The sequence below is a fragment of the Rhodophyticola sp. CCM32 genome, from assembly GCF_004751985.1.
Lineage (GTDB): Bacteria > Pseudomonadota > Alphaproteobacteria > Rhodobacterales > Rhodobacteraceae > Rhodophyticola.
On record NZ_CP038492.1, the window covers coordinates 735,114 to 751,577 of the forward strand.

Annotated in this window: 15 protein-coding genes; 10 read left to right on the forward strand and 5 right to left on the reverse strand. The window is 60.9% G+C overall.

The annotated features are described in order from the left end of the window. Positions 1-57: 57 nt before the first annotated feature. Positions 58-780 (reverse strand): HAD family hydrolase, encoded by a 723-nt coding sequence (locus tag E2K80_RS03585; RefSeq protein WP_135372851.1) that lies wholly within the window; start codon positions 778-780, stop codon positions 58-60. 47 nt (positions 781-827) lie between these two features. Next, a complete protein-coding gene (locus tag E2K80_RS03590) occupies positions 828-1,856 on the reverse strand; it encodes an ABC transporter ATP-binding protein (protein WP_135372853.1) in 1,029 nt (342 codons plus the stop codon). A 155-nt stretch (positions 1,857-2,011) separates the two neighbouring features. Between E2K80_RS03590 and E2K80_RS03595 the strand changes: the two genes are divergently transcribed. From E2K80_RS03595 to E2K80_RS03610, 4 genes are all read left to right on the forward strand, one after another. After that, positions 2,012-3,355 carry an ABC transporter substrate-binding protein gene (locus E2K80_RS03595; RefSeq protein ID WP_135372855.1) on the forward strand — a complete coding sequence of 448 codons (1,344 nt, stop codon included), beginning with the start codon at positions 2,012-2,014 and terminating at the stop codon, positions 3,353-3,355. Positions 3,356-3,505: 150 nt separating this feature from the next. Further along, complete coding sequence (locus tag E2K80_RS03600; RefSeq protein WP_135372857.1) at positions 3,506-4,381, forward strand: carbohydrate ABC transporter permease; 876 nt, start codon at positions 3,506-3,508, stop codon at positions 4,379-4,381. Beyond that, positions 4,381-5,214 carry a carbohydrate ABC transporter permease gene (locus tag E2K80_RS03605; protein WP_135372859.1) on the forward strand — a complete coding sequence of 278 codons (834 nt, stop codon included), beginning with the start codon at positions 4,381-4,383 and terminating at the stop codon, positions 5,212-5,214. Before E2K80_RS03600 ends, E2K80_RS03605 begins: the two co-directional genes overlap by 1 nt. A 152-nt stretch (positions 5,215-5,366) precedes the next feature. Beyond that, positions 5,367-6,329 carry a sugar-binding transcriptional regulator gene (locus E2K80_RS03610; protein WP_135372861.1) on the forward strand — a complete coding sequence of 321 codons (963 nt, stop codon included), beginning with the start codon at positions 5,367-5,369 and terminating at the stop codon, positions 6,327-6,329. A 189-nt stretch (positions 6,330-6,518) separates the two neighbouring features. Here the strand turns inward: E2K80_RS03610 and xylB are convergent, their stop codons facing one another. Then, complete coding sequence (gene xylB, locus E2K80_RS03615) at positions 6,519-7,988, reverse strand: xylulokinase (protein WP_238475644.1); 1,470 nt, start codon at positions 7,986-7,988, stop codon at positions 6,519-6,521. Between the two features lie 153 nt (positions 7,989-8,141). On the opposite strand from xylB, the gene E2K80_RS03620 reads away from it, so the two are divergent. Genes E2K80_RS03620 through E2K80_RS03640 form a run of 5 tightly spaced genes read left to right on the forward strand, consistent with a single transcriptional unit; the run spans position 8,142 to position 12,908 of the window. After that, positions 8,142-9,191 (forward strand): NAD(P)-dependent alcohol dehydrogenase, encoded by a 1,050-nt coding sequence (locus E2K80_RS03620; protein WP_135372865.1) that lies wholly within the window; start codon positions 8,142-8,144, stop codon positions 9,189-9,191. Between the two features lie 30 nt (positions 9,192-9,221). Beyond that, positions 9,222-9,779 (forward strand): SIS domain-containing protein, encoded by a 558-nt coding sequence (locus E2K80_RS03625; RefSeq protein WP_135372867.1) that lies wholly within the window; start codon positions 9,222-9,224, stop codon positions 9,777-9,779. A gap of 4 nt (positions 9,780-9,783) precedes the next feature. Beyond that, positions 9,784-10,554 (forward strand): SDR family NAD(P)-dependent oxidoreductase, encoded by a 771-nt coding sequence (locus tag E2K80_RS03630; protein ID WP_135372869.1) that lies wholly within the window; start codon positions 9,784-9,786, stop codon positions 10,552-10,554. A 38-nt stretch (positions 10,555-10,592) separates the two neighbouring features. Continuing rightward, positions 10,593-11,321 (forward strand): SDR family oxidoreductase, encoded by a 729-nt coding sequence (locus E2K80_RS03635; protein WP_135372871.1) that lies wholly within the window; start codon positions 10,593-10,595, stop codon positions 11,319-11,321. A 33-nt stretch (positions 11,322-11,354) separates the two neighbouring features. Then, entirely contained in the window at positions 11,355-12,908 is a 1,554-nt protein-coding gene (locus E2K80_RS03640; protein ID WP_135372873.1) for an FGGY family pentulose kinase, read from the forward strand. Between the two features lie 237 nt (positions 12,909-13,145). Here E2K80_RS03640 and E2K80_RS03645 read toward each other — a convergent pair whose 3' ends face one another. Next, entirely contained in the window at positions 13,146-14,117 is a 972-nt protein-coding gene (locus E2K80_RS03645) for an ABC transporter ATP-binding protein (RefSeq protein ID WP_135372875.1), read from the reverse strand. Continuing rightward, a complete protein-coding gene (locus tag E2K80_RS03650) occupies positions 14,114-15,148 on the reverse strand; it encodes an ABC transporter ATP-binding protein (protein WP_135372877.1) in 1,035 nt (344 codons plus the stop codon). Before E2K80_RS03650 ends, E2K80_RS03645 begins: the two co-directional genes overlap by 4 nt. A 329-nt stretch (positions 15,149-15,477) precedes the next feature. On the opposite strand from E2K80_RS03650, the gene E2K80_RS03655 reads away from it, so the two are divergent. Beyond that, on the forward strand, positions 15,478-16,452 hold the full coding sequence (locus E2K80_RS03655) for an ABC transporter permease (protein ID WP_135372879.1): 975 nt from the start codon (positions 15,478-15,480) through the stop codon (positions 16,450-16,452). Positions 16,453-16,464: the final 12 nt, after the last annotated feature.

The window sequence follows — 16,464 nt, forward strand, 5'->3', positions numbered from 1 at the left end:
AAAACTGGAGTTTTCCACCCTGCGGCGCAGTCTGTTTCAATGAAAACGCAAAAAGTTTTAAGACAGATGCTCTGTCACCTCGGACAGGCGATCTATGCAAAAGCTGGCGCCTTCCGCCATCAGAAGGCTGCCATGTTCCGCGCGGCAGCTGGCCAGATGCGCGCCCCCGGTGAACCCGATTGCGGGAATACCGGCGGCAGTGGCGGCTTTGATGCCCGAGGGGGAATCCTCGATGATCAGCGTGCGCTCCTTTGCGCCGTTCATCTGATCCAGAGCGTGCAAAAAGATATCCGGCCAGGGTTTTCCCCGGGCCACCATATCCGCGCTGAACACACGGTCCTGAAAGCGGGGGCCACAGGCCACCGCGTCAAGGGCGGTTTGCAGGCGCCGGACAGACCCGCTTGACGCGATGCAATAGGACACCGCGCGCGCATCCAGGATATCCAGCAACTCGCAAACCCCATGGACCAGTTTCAACTCCTTGCGAAACCGGTCAAAAATCCGCGCATACCACAGCTCTTTGAACTGATCCCCGACCGGCGCGCCCACCCATTCCTCCACGGTTCTGCATATCCGGTCGACCGGGGCCCCCAGAAACGCGCGCCGTATCTGCGACAGCGGGGCATCCATGCCGAATTCATTCAGCGTGGTTCTGATTTCCCCAAGCGAAATCACTTCGCTGTCGACGATCACCCCGTCGAAATCGAAAATAACAAGATCAATATTGGCAAACGCATCTGAGGGCGCATGAGTTTGAGGGAGGGCGTGATTTGACGACATGGGCTCGACCGGCGGTTGGGGGGCGGAAAGACGCTTGGTCCGGCTGGTTAGGTCTTGATGGTTTTGCCGGACGCATCGAAATGATGAACCCTGTTTTCAGGCAGGCCTATGGTCGGTGTGTCGCCGATGGCCGACTGGTTTTCACCATCGGTTTTCGCGACAAGGGAAATGTCAGCGGGGCCTTTCAGGTACAAAAAGCTTTCGCCGCCAAGTTCCTCTTTCCCGACAATCGTGACGGGCAGGCCGCCGGTTGCTGCATCTGTCAGTTCAACATGTTCCGGCCGGATGCCCAGATGGGTCACCGTGTCACCGATATCCATGGGCAGCGCATCGCCAATCGCGTCTTTCGCAAACACATTCATTGATGGGGAGCCGATGAATTCCGCCACGAAACGCGAGACCGGGTTGTGGTACAGATCAAGCGGGGAGCCGACCTGCTCCACATGTCCGCCATTCAGCACAACGATGGTATCGGCCATGGTCATTGCCTCGACCTGGTCATGGGTGACATAGATCATGGTGGCGTCCAGCTTGCGATGCAGCGCCTCCAGTTCCACCCGCATCTGAATGCGCAGCTTGGCGTCCAGATTGGACAGGGGTTCATCAAACAGGAACACTTTGGGGTTCTTCACGATCGAGCGTCCGATTGCCACCCGTTGTCTCTGCCCGCCGGAAAGCTGTGCGGGTTTCCGGTCAAGATAATCGCCCAGTTGCAGAACGCGCGCGGCCTGTTCGATCCGCTCTTTCCGCTCGGCCGGGGGCACCCCATTGACCTTCATGCCGAATTCCATATTCGCGCGCACCGACATATGCGGGTAAAGCGCGTAGGACTGGAACACCATCGACACGTCCCGGTCCGCGGGCAGCGCGTTTGAAACATCCGTATCGCCGATGAAAATCTCACCGCTCTCGATACCCTCAAGCCCGGCAATGGCCCGCAGCAGGGTCGACTTTCCGCAACCCGAGGGGCCGACGAAGACAACGAAGGATCCTTCGTCGATATCAAGCGAGACATTGAAAAGCGCCTGAACCGCTCCGTAGAACTTATTGACGTTGTTTAGTTTTACGGTGGCCAAGGCGACCTCCCTCTGCTGTCCCGGCGGTCATGATGCCGCCTTCATTTGTATATGGCAGGCAAGTTTTATATTGACACTCCGCTAAATACATTTGTAATCACATTGTGACAAATGAATGTCAATGGGTTTTCCGGTTTCGTAAGGGAGGAAACGAGATGAATCTGAAAAGAACCTTGGGAACGGTGGCCGCGTCCGCAGTGATTGCGGCAGGTGCCGCCACAACTGCATCTGCGGACTGGTCATTGGAGGAAGCCGCAGCGCCCTATGCGGGGACGACGGTGGATGTCGTGTTCCTGCTGCGCCCCGGTTATGATGCGATTGAAGAAATGCTGCCCGCCTTCGAGGAGGCAACCGGCATCAACGTCAACATCATCCGCCACCCCTATGAAAACGCCCTGGGAGAGCAGGTGCGCGATTTCGTGGCCGGCGGCGATCTTGATATCGCCCTGATTGATCTGGTCTGGATCGGCAACTTTGCCGAGAATGAGTGGATCGTGCCGATCAGCAATTTCACCTCGAACCCGGATCTGGCCGACCCGGATCTGAACATGGATGATTTCTTTCCGCTGGTTCTGAACGCGTTTGGCGGCTGGGATGGAGAGATTTACGGCCTGCCGGTCGACAATTATTCCGGTCTGCTGTTCTACAACCGCTGCATGCTGGAAGAGGCCGGGTTTGACGGCCCGCCCGAAACCTGGGATCAGGTTCTCAACGAATACGGCCCGGCGTTGACCCATGACGGTCAATATGCCTTTGCGCTGCAATCCAAACGGAATGAAACCCAGTCGGCTGACAGTTTCGCGCGGATGTTGTGGCCCTTCGGCGGCTCATTCCTGGACGAAAACTTCCGCTCGAACCTGCTGTCGGAAGGCAGTCAGGCGGGTCTGAATTTCCGTCAGGAGCTGATGCAGTACATGCCCGAGGGGATCGTTGCCTTCGACCATGCGGAAACCGTGAACGCCTTTTCACAAGGCGATGTGGCGATGATCACCGAATGGTCGGCCTTCTATTCCAGTGTGGTCAACCCCGAAACCTCGCGGGTTGCCGATTGCGTGGGCATCGCACCGGAACCGATGGGGTCTGCGGGCCGTCGCCCGGCGCTTGGCGGGTTCTCGATGGCGGTTGCGTCACAGGCTGATGAGGCAGAGCAGGCAGCGGCCTATCTGTTCATCCAGTGGGCCACGTCACAGGCCAATGCGCGCCAGTATCTTGAGATGGGTGGCGTGCCAGCCCGGCAATCGGTCTATGCAGAGCCCGGTGTGGCCGAGGAATTCTCGTTCGTGCCCGCCCTGGTGGAAAGCTGGCAGGATGGCGTGCCGGAATATCGCCCGCGCTTTGCCGAATGGCCGGTCATCACCGAGATTGTCCAGGAATGGGGCACGCGCATGATGCTGGGCGAGGTGTCTGTTGAAGAAGGCGCGCGTACCATCGGCGAGCGGATGGAAGAGGTGCTGGAAGAAGCCGGTTACTATTCCGGTGACCGTCCGCTGGCACAGTAATCAACCGAGTCTCTCCCCGGTCGGGGGCATCCGGACGGGTGCCCCTGACCACCTTGCAAAGCATTTTGCGTTTGATCCGAAACAGGGCATATCGAAAGCCAGCGGCTTTCGGGCCGATATCAGTGTGACGTGATATGAGGGATATGTGACGTGATCGGAAAAGAAAAGAAATCAACGATTGCGGGTTTTCTGGCCCCTGCCGTGATCAGCCTGGCGCTGATCGGCATCGCGCCGCTGCTATATGCGCTTTACACCAGTCTCCATTATTTCAACCTCACAAATCTCCGCGCGCTCAGGTTCATCGGGCTGGAGAATTATCAGGATGTCCTGACAGACAGCGTGTTCTGGACCGCGATCGGGCGGACTTTTGTGCTGCTGATGACCGCCCTGCCGATCCAGATTGCCCTGGGTCTGGGGATTGCGCTGGTGCTGCACCAGCCGGGGCTGACTCTGCTGAAAACGCTGACACGTCTGGGGCTGGTTCTGCCGATGGCCACGACTTATGCGGTGGTGGGTCTGCTGGGGCAGGTGATGTTCAACCAGAGCTTCGGGGTGGTGAACCAGTTGATCGGGTTTGTCGGCATTGATCCGGTGAACTGGATCGGCGATTCGACCAATGCGTTTATCATGATTGTTTTCTGGGATATCTGGCAGTGGACGCCCTTTGTCACCCTTGTGCTGCTGGCGGGGCTGACCACCGTGCCCGGTGAGGTGGAAGAGGCCGCCAAGCTGGAAACCAAAAACTGGTGGACGGTTCTGCGTTATGTGCAGCTGCCGTTTCTGATGCCGGGCCTTGTGGCGGTCCTGATCCTCAGAACGGCCGATACCCTGAAACTGTTCGATATGGTGTTCACCCTGACCCGCGGCGGGCCGGGATCGGCGACCGAGTTCATCGCCCTGATGATCCAGCGGGTCGGGTTTCGCGGCTTTGATCAGGGGCTGGCCTCGGCGCAGGCGATCATTCTGCTGATCATCACGATTGTGTTGTCGCAGCTTTATATCCGCTTCTTCTACAAGGAAGTCTGATGTCCAACCGTGCCCCCGGTTCCGAACGGTCCCTGACCGCGCAGGTGATCATCATGCTGGTGATCCTGCTGTTCTGCGTGTTTCCGTTCTACTGGATGGTGACAACCTCGCTGAAGACGCAGCTTGTGGCGCTGGAAAGCCCGCCGGTCTGGGTGTTTTCACCCACGCTCGACAATTACCGCGAGGCGCTGTTTGAAGACGGGGTGCTGCAAACCCTGCTCAACTCGATCATCATCGCGGTCTCCACCACCATATTGGCCGTGGTTCTGGGGCTGCCGGCGGCTTATGCTCTGGCGCGGTTCGAATTTCGCGGCAAGAAAGACCTGTGGTTCTGGTTCATCACCAACCGCATGGTCTCCCCCATTGTGCTGGCGCTGCCTTTCTTCCTGATTGCGCGAAATCTGGGGATGCTGGACAAGCATATCACGCTGATCCTGATCTATCTCACCTTCAACCTGCCGATTGTCATCTGGATCTGCACCGATCAGTTCCGCTCGATCCCCAAGGATCTGGACGAGGCGGCAAAGCTGGAAGGGGCGTCACAGTTCCGGATCTTCTCGCAAATCTGCCTGCCGCTGGCGATGCCGGGGGTGGCGGTTTCGTCGATTTTCTCGTTCATCTTCTCGTGGAACGAGCTGATGTTTGCGCTTGTGCTGACCCGCAATGCGGCCCGCACGGCGCCGGCCATGGCGGTCAGCTTCATGGAGGGCTATAACCTGCCTTACGGGAAGATCATGGCGACCTCGACCCTGATTGTCATTCCGGTTCTGATCTTCGCCCTGCTGGCCTCGCGACAACTGGTGCGGGGCCTGACCATGGGCGCGGTCAAATAGTCTGTGAGCTGTGGGGCAGGGCGGGTCTTGCCCAATCCCGGGCCGGGCGCGGCCAACCGCAATTATGACGGCGCGTTGCAGGATTTCGGTGCGCCGCTTCAGGGCCTGTACATCTGAAATCCCATAGCGGTATACGGAACCGGGAGGCCAAGATGTCGCGCAAGATCAAAATTGACCAGATCGACCCGGAGGAACAGCTTCTCGTCCGGCTTGTCTGGGCCTGCGATATCGAGGGGCTGACCCAGGCCGCCGCTGCCGACCGGTTCGGGATCACCCGGTTGCGCGTGAACAAGGCGCTGTCCGAGGCGCGGGAGCGGGGCATTGTGCGGATCAGCGTTGACTCGGTCTATGCCGCCTGCGCCGAGCTTGAATGGGATCTGGCGCGAAAATACGGTCTGGAACGTGCGGTTGTGGTGCCCACGCCCGAGGATAAACGCGCCATCCAGACCCTTGTCGGCAACGGGCTTGGCACCGTGTTGCACAGTGTGCTGCAAGACCCGGAAATCCGCGTCTTCGGCATGTCCTGGGGCAACACGCTGAACATGGCGACCCGGTATATGGAGCCGCTGAACCGCCCGGATCTGGAAATCGCGTCGATCATGGGCGGGCTTGCGCAGGGATCCGATGTCAATATCTACGAGATCACAACCCGGCTGGCCGATCTGTGCAATGCGGATCACAGTTATTTCACGGCGCCGCTTTATGCAGGCAGCCCGGAAAGCCGGGAGATGTTCTTTCAGCAGGATGTCATTCAGGAAATGCTGGACAAGATCAGGTCCTGCGATGCGGTGGCCATGGCCGCGGGCGATCTGCGCAGTTCGCTTCTGGTGAAAGACGCGCTGCCCAAGGATGTGGATGCCGATGCGCTGATTGCAAAGGGCGGGGTTGGCGATCTGATGGGCTATGTTCTGGATGCCAACGGGCAGGAGATCGACCACCCGATCAACAGCCGGATCATCGGCATGACGATCAGCGATCTGGAGAAGATTTCCAATGTGATCCTGGCCGCCGGAGGACTGTTCAAGGTCAAGATCATCCGCGCGATCCTGCGCCGGGGTATCATCAACACGCTTGTCACCGATGAAGACACCGCGCGGGCGCTGATTGCCAAATAACCCTTTTGGTGGTGGCGCTTATGGTATCGGCCTGAAATTCTGCACCACCCCGCATCACCCTCCCGCCCGGCGGCACCGCCGGGCAGCGCCCGAACCGCCCCCACGGGGCGGGCGCTTCGCTTCCTGCCCCTCGGTTCGGGCGCCACCCTCTGCGCAATGTATATGTGGTGCAGCATCCTGGTCCGGCGCTCAAGACGGGGTCGCGATCTCCGTCTGGCCTTTATACTGGGCCCGATAGCTGTGATAGGCATCTTCATAGGCCGCATGCATACCGGCCTCGGGGGCCACGGATCTGAGGGTTTTCACTTTTCTGGTGATATAGGAGATATCACCGCCATGCGCGGCGGCCATGGCCAGTCGGGCCGCCCCGATGGCCGCGCCATTATGGCTGTTTTCCGGCAGGGCCAGTTCAATGCCGGTCACGTTCGAGATGATCTGAAGCCAGGCCTCGGACCGCGCGCCGCCACCCACGGTATAGGCGGTTTCAATCCGGGTTCCGGCGCTGGCCAGGGCGGCGGTGCAATCCCGCAGGGCAAAGGCCACCCCTTCCAGCGTGGCCTGCACAAGATCGGATTTTGTGGTGTCGGAATTGAGGAACAGGAAAGAGGCGGTGGCAAGCGGATTGTTATACGGCGTTCTGACCCCGGTCAGATGCGGCTGGAACTGCACTGTCGCGGGGCGGGTGACGGTGTGTGGCAGCGCCGACAAAAGATCGGCCACAGAGTGCCCGAACAGGTCCGCCAGCCATTCCAGACAGCTTGCCGCCGACAGGATCACGCCCATCTGATGCCAGGTGCCGGGGGCGGCGTGACAAAAGGCATGCACCGCCTGACCGGTCTGGGGGGCGAAGGTTTTTGTCGGCGCGAACACCACACCCGATGTGCCCAGGCTGATCGACGCACCATCGGCCACCACCCCCATACCGCAGGCCGAGGCGGCATTGTCCCCGGCGCCGCCCGCCACGATTGTGGTTTTCGGAAAGCCCCAACGATTTGCAAGATGGGGGAGGAGCGTTCCGGTCGCCTCGGTCCCTTCCACCAGCCTGGCCATGTGATCGGTGGTCAGCCCGCAGGCACCCAGCAAGCGCTCCGACCAGCGGCGCGCGGCCACATCCAGCCAAAGCGTGCCCGATGCATCGGACATTTCCGCCCAGTATTCACCGGTCAGCCAATAGCGGACATAATCCTTGGGCAGCAGAACCTTGTGAATCTTCCCGAAAATCTCCGGCTCATTCTCGGCCACCCATAGCAGTTTGGGGGCGGTGAACCCGGCCATGACCAGATTGCCCCCGATGCCGGTGAAATCCGCCTTCCGGGTCAGGGTTTTGCATTGCGCGACAGATCGCCCGTCATCCCACATGATGCAGGGGCGCAGAACCTCGCCCTGCTTGTCGACCAGAACCGCGCCATGCATATGCCCCGATAACCCGATAGCCTGTACCGCCCCGAAGGCGCCGGGGCGGGTGGCTGCAATCTCATCCAGGGCGGTTTCGATTGACCTGATCCATTGGGCCGGTTGCTGTTCGGAATGGGGCGGTTCCAATACCCCCTCGGCAACCGGGCAGGAGGCTTCGGCCCGCACCTGTTCGTCATCGTCAATCAGCAGAACCTTGACCGCTGATGTGCCCAGGTCGATCCCCAAAAACATGCTGTTATCCATCTTCCCAGTGACGCGCGTCCGGCGCCCTTATAAAATACATTTGTACAATGGCCAATCCGTTTGTATGATCTTTTGAGGCCCTGTCGGGTTTTGGCAATCGGGTTTTGGCGATTGTGAGCCATCCGACCCGTATTAAGTTTGGAGATCGACCGCATGGCAAGAGCTCTGGTCCTGGAAGAGAAAAATCTTCTGTCGATCCGGGACATTGATCTGGATCAGTCCCTGCGGCCAAATGATGTGCGTATCCAGATCGTGACGGTCGGCATCTGCGGCAGCGATGTGCATTATTACACCCATGGCCGTATCGGCCCGTTTGTGGTCGAGGCGCCTATGGTTCTGGGGCATGAAGCCTCGGGCATCGTGCGGGAAATCGGGGCCGAGGTGACGCATCTGGCAGTCGGGGATCGGGTCTGCATGGAACCGGGCGTGCCCAATCTGGCGTCGCGGGCCTCGAAACTGGGAATTTACAATGTGGACCCGGATGTTTCCTTCTGGGCAACGCCGCCGGTTCATGGCTGCCTGACGCCCGAGGTGATCCACCCGGCGGCCTTCACCTATAAACTGCCCGACAATGTCAGCTTCGCCGAAGGCGCCATGGTCGAACCGCTGGCCATCGGCATGCAGGCCGCAACCCGCGCCGCGATCAAACCCGGTGATACCGCCCTTGTCATCGGGGCCGGCCCGATCGGGGTGGTCACCGCGCTGTCGGCGCTCGCGGGCGGGTGCAGCAGGGTGTATATCTCGGACATTGTGGCCGACAAACTGTCAGTGGCCGGGGCCGTGCCGGGCCTGCATGCGATAGATGCGGGCCGCGATGATGTGACCGGGGTGATCAAATCCGCCACAGAGGGCTGGGGCGTCGATATCGTGTTTGAATGCGCAGGCGTCGCGCCCGCCTATCCGGTGGCGCTGGACGCGGTGCGCCCGGGGGGCTGCGTTGTGTTTGTCGGCATGCCGGTGGCACCGGTTCCCATCGACATCACCTCGGCACAGGCGAAAGAGCTTCGGCTTGAGACGGTGTTCCGCTATGCCAATATCTATGAACGCGCGATCGAGCTTCTGGCCTCGGGCAAGATTGATCTGGCACCGCTGATTTCGGCCACATACCCGTTTGATCAAAGTATCGAGGCGTTTGACCGGGCGGTGTCGGCGCGCCCGACGGATATAAAGATTCAGATATCCATGGCTGAAGATCCCGCATGAGCAGGGGGCCGGCATGAGCAGGGGGACAGGATGACCACGGATCAGCTGGCAGAGCAGGTCTGCACCGATATCCGGTCTGGGTTGCTGTCCTGCGATCCGGGCCAACTGGACGGGCTGGTTGCCGATATTCTGGCAGCGGATCAGATTGCGCTTTACGGGGTCGGCCGCGAAGGGCTGATGATGAAGGCGCTGGCCATGCGGCTGATGCATCTGGAGCTAAAAGCCTCTGTTGTCGGCGATATGACCACGCCCGCGCTTGGGGGTGGGGATCTGTTGATTGTCAGCGCCGGGCCGGGGCATTTCGCAACGGTGGATGCGCTTGTGACCGTGGCCCGCGAAGCGGGTGCATCCAGCATCTGCTTTACCGCGCAACCGGACGGGCCGGTGCCGCAACGGGTGACCCGTGTGGTGACGGTGCCGGTGCAGACCATGGCCGATGCGGAATCCGCGACCGGGTCGGTCCTTCCCATGGGCTCGCAATATGAGATTGTTCTCCTCCTCCTCGGCGAGATTCTGGTTTATACGCTTGGCCAGAGACTTGGGCTGAGTGCTGCGGATATGGCCCGTAACCACACAAATCTTGAGTAGGCAGATGGCCGATTGGATCAACAGATTTGGCCTGACCGGGAAAACCGCCTTTGTCACCGGCGCGTCTTCGGGCATCGGCATGTGCATCTGCGAGGTGTTTGCCGATGCGGGCGCGGCGATTGTGGCCACCGGCCGGTCGATAGAGGCCCTGACAGCGTTACAGACCCGGATCGTGGAACAGGGCGGGGATTGCGCGGTTTTCACCGCCGATCTGACCACGGCGGAAGGGGCCAGATCTGCGGCTGATCAGGCCCTGAAGGCCGCACCGCAGATCGACATTCTGGTCAACAGCGCCGGTGTGGCCCTGACCGGCCCGCTGCCGGATATCACCGCGTCGGACTGGGATACCACGATGGCCGTGAACCTGAACGCGCCGTTCTGGATTGCGCAGGCGCTGGCCCCCGGCATGATCGACAGGGGGCATGGCAAGATCATCAACATCTCGTCCCAGACCGGGGTGGTCGCATTGCAGGATCACGCGGCCTATACCGCCTCCAAAGGCGGGCTGAACGCGATGACCAAGGCCCTGATGGTAGAGCTTGCGCCGCATAACATCCAGGTCAATGCCATCTGCCCGACGGTGGTGATGACGCAGATGGGCCGCGAATTGTGGAGCGCGCCCGAGCGGCAGGATCCGTTTCTGGCCCGCACGCCCCTTGGCCGGTTCGGGGAACCGGTGGAGATTGCGGATCTGGCGCTTTACCTCGCATCGCCCGCGTCAAATCTGGTCAATGGCGCGATCATGATGATCGAAGGGGGCTATTCCAGTATCTGAGCACCGCCGCAGACCCCATAAGCAGGAGCCGAAGGGCCATGACAGAGACGCTTGACGGGAAAACCGTGGCCATCACCGGCGCTGCATCCGGCATCGGTCTGGCCTGTGCGCGCGCCTGTCTGGCTGCGGGCGCCCGCGTGGCAATGGTCGATTGCGCCGGGGATCAGCTGGCAGAGAAATGCCGCGATCTGGGGCCTGATGCCATTCCCATCGTGACCGATCTGACCGATGCGGACAGCGTGGCAGAGATGCTGCCGCAAATCCTTGCCGCGACCGGGCGGCTGGATGTGTTCCACGCCAATGCGGGCGCCTATGTGGGTGGCGCGGTGATTGACGGCAACCCGGATGACTGGGACCGGATGCTGAGCCTGAACATCAATGCGGTGTTTCGCAGTGTGCATGCGGTTCTGCCCCATATGCGCGATCAGGGGGCTGGGGATATCCTGCTCACAAGCTCTGTCGCCGGGGTTGTGCCGGTGATGTGGGAGCCGATCTATACCGCCTCGAAACACGCGATCCAGGCCTTTGCCCATACGCTCAGGCGTCAGGTCTCGGGGCTTGGTATCCGGGTGGGCGCCATCCTGCCCGGGCCGGTGGTGACCGCCCTGCTGGATGACTGGCCGCAGGAGAAGATGGATCAGGCCCTGGCCGAAGGCAGTCTGATGCAGCCCGAAGAGGTGGCCGATGCGGTGCTTTTCATGCTGTCCCGGCCGCGCAATGTTGTGGTGCGTGATCTGGTGCTGCTGCCCAACAGTGTCGATCTCTGATCGCGGGTTGGGGCAGAAGGGCAGGGGGGGATCATGTCATATGTTCTGGGGATTGATGTCGGCTCGGGCAGCGCGCGTTGCGGGGTTTTTGATGTCACCGGGCGGCTTTGCGGCACCGCCAAAGCCGATATTCTGATCCACCGGCCCGCGCCGGGTTTTGTCGAACAAAGCTCTGCCGATATCTGGCAGGCGGTGTGCCGTGCCACCCGCGCGGCGACCCGTGCGGCGGATGTGCCGCCCGAGGCGATCCTCAGCCTGTCCTACAGCGCCACATGTTCCCTTGTCCTGCTGGACCGGGACCATGAGCCGCTGGCGCTGAACGCGGGCGATCCGCCCTGGGATATCATCATGTGGATGGACCACCGCGCGACGGCGGAAACCGATATCTGCAACCGGACCGCATCCCCCGTGCTGCGCAATCTGGGCGGTGCGATGTCGGTTGAGATGCAGATCCCCAAACTGATGTGGCTGAACCGGAACCGCCCCGATCTTTGGGCGCGTCTGGGTTATGCGGGGGATCTGGCGGATTTTCTTGTGTTCAAATCCACGGGCAGCCTGGCCCGGTCGATCTGCACCCTTGGCTGCAAATGGACCTATGATGCGGATGCCGGTCAGTGGACCCCCGGATTTCTGGAACAGGTGGGCCTGTCTGACCTGAGGGAGCGTGCCGCCCTCCCGGCACAGGCCGCCCCCATCGGGGGGCTGGCCGGGTCGCTTGACCCGGCGGCGGCGGCAGAGATGGGGCTGACCCCGGCCTGTCAGGTGGCGGTTGGCCTGATTGATGCCCATGCGGGCGCATTGGGCACGGCGGGGCTTTACGCTGATGATGCCCTGAACACCCGGCTGGCGCTGATCGCCGGCACCTCGAACTGTCATATCGCCCTGACCGATCAGCGGGTGGAGGTGCCGGGCGTCTGGGGGCCGTATCATGGTGCCGTGCTTGACGGGGCCTGGGCGCTGGAGGGCGGGCAAAGTGCCAGCGGCGCGATGCTGGACCAGATATTGGACCTGTTTGCCGCCAGTCAGGCCTATGGCGAAACCCCTCATGATGCGCTGGCGCGCGAGCTTCTGGAGCGGATGAAAACACAACCCGATATCGCGGGCGATATCGTGGTGACCCCGGATTTTCTGGGCAACCGCTCCCCCTTTGCGGATCCGGGTCTGCGGGGCAGCATTTCGGGCCTGACGCTGGAAGACCCGGCAGAGAGCTTTTGCAAAATCTATTGGGCGGCCTGCCTGTCGATTGCCTATGGCACCCGCCAGATCATCGGGGCGATGCGCGGCGCCGGCCTGCCGATCCGTACAATCCATCTGAGCGGCGGGCATGCCAGATCAGACCTTCTGGTGCGGTTATACGCGGATGCAACCGGCTGTGATGTGCTGCTGCCCGGAACGGCAGAGCCGGTTCTGTTGGGGGCAGCACTGGCGGCGGCGACCCCCCTGGGCGCGGCGTTTCCCCTTGGACAGGCAAAGGCATTGCGCGAGACCGTGGCGGTGCAGCCCGACCCGGCGGTGCAGACCATGCATGCCCGCAGATACAAGGCGTTCTGCCAGCATTATGCTTCTGCAAAGCCGGGGCAGCCCTGACCCTATCGTGACATAGGGTGCGGCGCGCAAAGCATGGCTGTCCCGCGGCCAGGCTTTTTGACAGTGGCGCACTGACATCCGGGTGAAGATATACATGGCTGCCATAAACGAACCCGCATAATCGTTCCGATCGCCTGTCCCCGGCCATGCTTTGCGCGGCTTGTCTTATGACTTTCCCCGTCTCCATGCGAAGATGGGGTCTCTGCCCGTCCCGCACATGGTTCAGCGGCCACCTGTTCAGGTCGTGTGGATACAGGCGCTGACATGGCCGTCATTGCCCACGGGTTTCAGCTCGGGCACGATCCTTGCGCAGTCTTCGGTCGCCATCGGGCAGCGGGTGCGGAAAACGCAGCCCGAGGGCGGGTTGATCGGGCTGGGAATATCGCCTTTCAGCACCACGCGTTTGCGGCGTTTGCCCGGTTCGGGGATCGGCACCGCAGACAGTAGGGCCCGGGTATAGGGGTGGTTCGGGCGGGCATAGAGATCAGCCGCAGGGGCGATTTCCATGACCCGGCCCAGATACATCACAATCACCCGGTCACAGATATGTTCCACCACGCCCAGATCATGGGCGATGAACAGCATTGTCAGGTCCAGATCGGTTTTGAGATTTTCCAGAAGGTTGATCACCTGCGCCTGGATCGACACGTCAAGGGCTGAAACCGGCTCGTCCGCGACGATGAATTGCGGTTCCACCGCCAGGGCCCGCGCAATGCCGATCCGCTGTCGCTGACCGCCGGAAAATTCATGCGGGAACCGGTCCAGATGGTCGCGGGACAGGCCGACCTTTTCCAAGATGGCAACCGCGCGGTCCTCATGATCCGAGGGCGTGCCGATCCGGTGCAGTTTCAGGGGATGGGTCAGAACCTCGCGCACCTTTTCGCGGGGGTTCAGGCTGGCATAGGGGTCCTGAAAGATGATCTGCATGCGTTTGCGATAGCGGCGCATATCGGCGGCGTTCAGCGCCATCACATCGGCCCCGCCAAAGCGCACCCTGCCGCCCGTGGCCCGTTCCAGCCGCAGGATCGTGCGGCCCACGGTGGTCTTGCCCGACCCGCTTTCGCCGACCAGCCCCACCACCTCGCCCGCATTGATATGGAACGAGATGTCATCCACCGCCTTCACGTTATTGACCACGCGCTGCAACACGCCGCCATGGATCGGGAAATGCTTGCGCAGCCGGTCAACCTGAAGCAGCGGGGCGGTCATGACGCGTCCTTCCGGTTGAGCATCAGGTCGCGCCAGCGGGCGCAGCGCACCAGATGATCCTCTGCGGCGCGGTCCAGCGGGATATCCCCGGTTGTACATATATCGGTTGCAAAACCGCATCGCGGGCCAAAGCGGCAGCCTTGTGACAGATCGGCCAGCGCGGGCACCGTTCCCGGGATCGCCTCAAGCCGCGTCTTGTGGATCGAGGCCCCAAGGCGCGGGATCGAGTTCATCAGCCCGGCAGTGTAGGGCATCCGGGGGCTGCGGAAGATGTCATCCACCGTGCCGGTCTCGACAATCTGGGAGGCATACATGACCACCACCCGATCCGCGACTTCGGCCACCACACCCAGATCATGGGTGATGAAGATGATCGCCATGCCAAGCTTCTGTTGCAGGTCCTGCATCAGTTCCAGCATCTGCGCCTGAATTGTCACATCAAGGGCGGTTGTCGGTTCATCGGCGATCAGAAGCCGGGGTTCGCAGGCCAGGGCCATGGCAATCATCGCCCGTTGCCGCATGCCGCCCGACATCTCATGGGGATAGTTGTCAACCCGGGTTTTCGGCTCGGGTATGCCCACAAGCTCCAGCATCTCGATGGCCCGCGCGCGGGCCTGCGGTTTCGACAACCTGTCATGGCAGATCACCATTTCGGCGATCTGCTGGCCAATTGTGTGGACCGGGTTCAGGCTGGTCATCGGCTCCTGAAAGATGATCCCGATCTCCTTGCCGCGAATGGCGCGCATCTCCTTGTCGCCCAGACCGGTGATTTCACGGCCCTGCAGTTTGATGCTGCCGCCGCTGATCCGGCCCACATCCTTGGGCAGCAGGCCCAGAATGGACAGGCTGGTCACCGATTTGCCCGATCCGCTTTCGCCCACGATGGCCAGTGTTTCGCCTTCATGGACCTCAAAGCTGACACCATCCACAGCCCGGACCGATTGCCGCTTGTTCAGATCAAACGTGGTTTGCAGATCGCGCAGTTCCAGCAAGGGTGCGGCTGTGGGGGCAGGGGCTTTATGCTGCTTCACCGTTTGCGGCCTTTTTCATCCCGCATGCCCGGTTGTGCTGCATCCATTACCGGATCACCGGGCGGGGTTTGATTTTCGATTTGCATGCTTGACGGCACCCGGGCTCACATGGTTTTGTTGTTCTACTGTCGACAATCTTAAACCTACCTTGAGAGGACATCGAATTGATTGTCAAGCATCCCAAAGACGAGGGTCGCGGAAAAGATCGGGCAAGGTTGAAATACAGGCGCGGATCGCGCGATGACCTGTTTGAGAGACATGCGCATCCTGCAGGCCCGGGGGGCATGAACCTTCTATGACATCAGGGATCGGGTAGGGGCGACCGCCATATGTGGACATTTCTGATACGGCGCCTGTTGCAGAGCATTGTTGTTCTGATCGGCGTGACACTGATCAGCTTCATCTCGCTTCAGATCGGCGGCGATCCGACCTATCTGTTCGTGTCCGAGAATGCGAGCGCCGAGGAGATTCAGCGCGCGCGCGAGGCGCTGGGTTTCGACAAGCCGCTCTATATCCAGTATCTCAGCTATGTCTGGAACGCGCTGCATGGCGATTTCGGCAATTCTCTCAGCTATCGCCAACCGGCGATGGACGTGGTGATGCAGGCGATGCCCGCCACGATCGAGCTGACGTTTTTCTCGCTGGTGCTGGCGATTGGCCTGTCGATCCCGCTTGGCATTTATGCCGCGCTCAAACGTGGCAAACCGGCTGATGGCGGGATCATGACATTTGCGATGCTGGGCCAGTCGATCCCGAATTTCTGGATGGGGATCATGATGATCCTGTTCTTTGGTCTCTACCTGCGATGGTTCCCGATCTCGGGCCATGTGCCGTTTCTTGAACCGCTTTTCGAAGGCGATATCGGTACGGCGATCCGTAACCTGCCACGGTCGATGTATTACATGGTCATGCCGGCCTTTGCGGTGGGCACCTACACGCTGGCCCGCAATGCGCGGCTGATCCGGTCGTCGATGCTTGAGGTGTTGCAGCAGGATTATGTGCGCACCGCCCGCTCGAAAGGCATCTCGGAACGGCGGGTGGTGATCCATCATGCAATGCGCAACGCCTGGTTGCCGGTGGTCACGATGATCGGGCTGGAATTCGGCTTTCTGCTTGGCGGTGTTGTGGTGGTGGAAACGGTCTTTTCCTATCCCGGCATCGGCCGTCTGGTGTTCAACGCGATCAATCAGCGCGATATTCCCGTGGTGCAGGCCTCGGTCATTCTGCTGGCGGTGATATTCATCCTGCTGAACCTGTTTGTCGATCTGATCTATGCGCGGCTTGATCCGCGCGTGAAGCTGTAAGGGGCGCGGTTT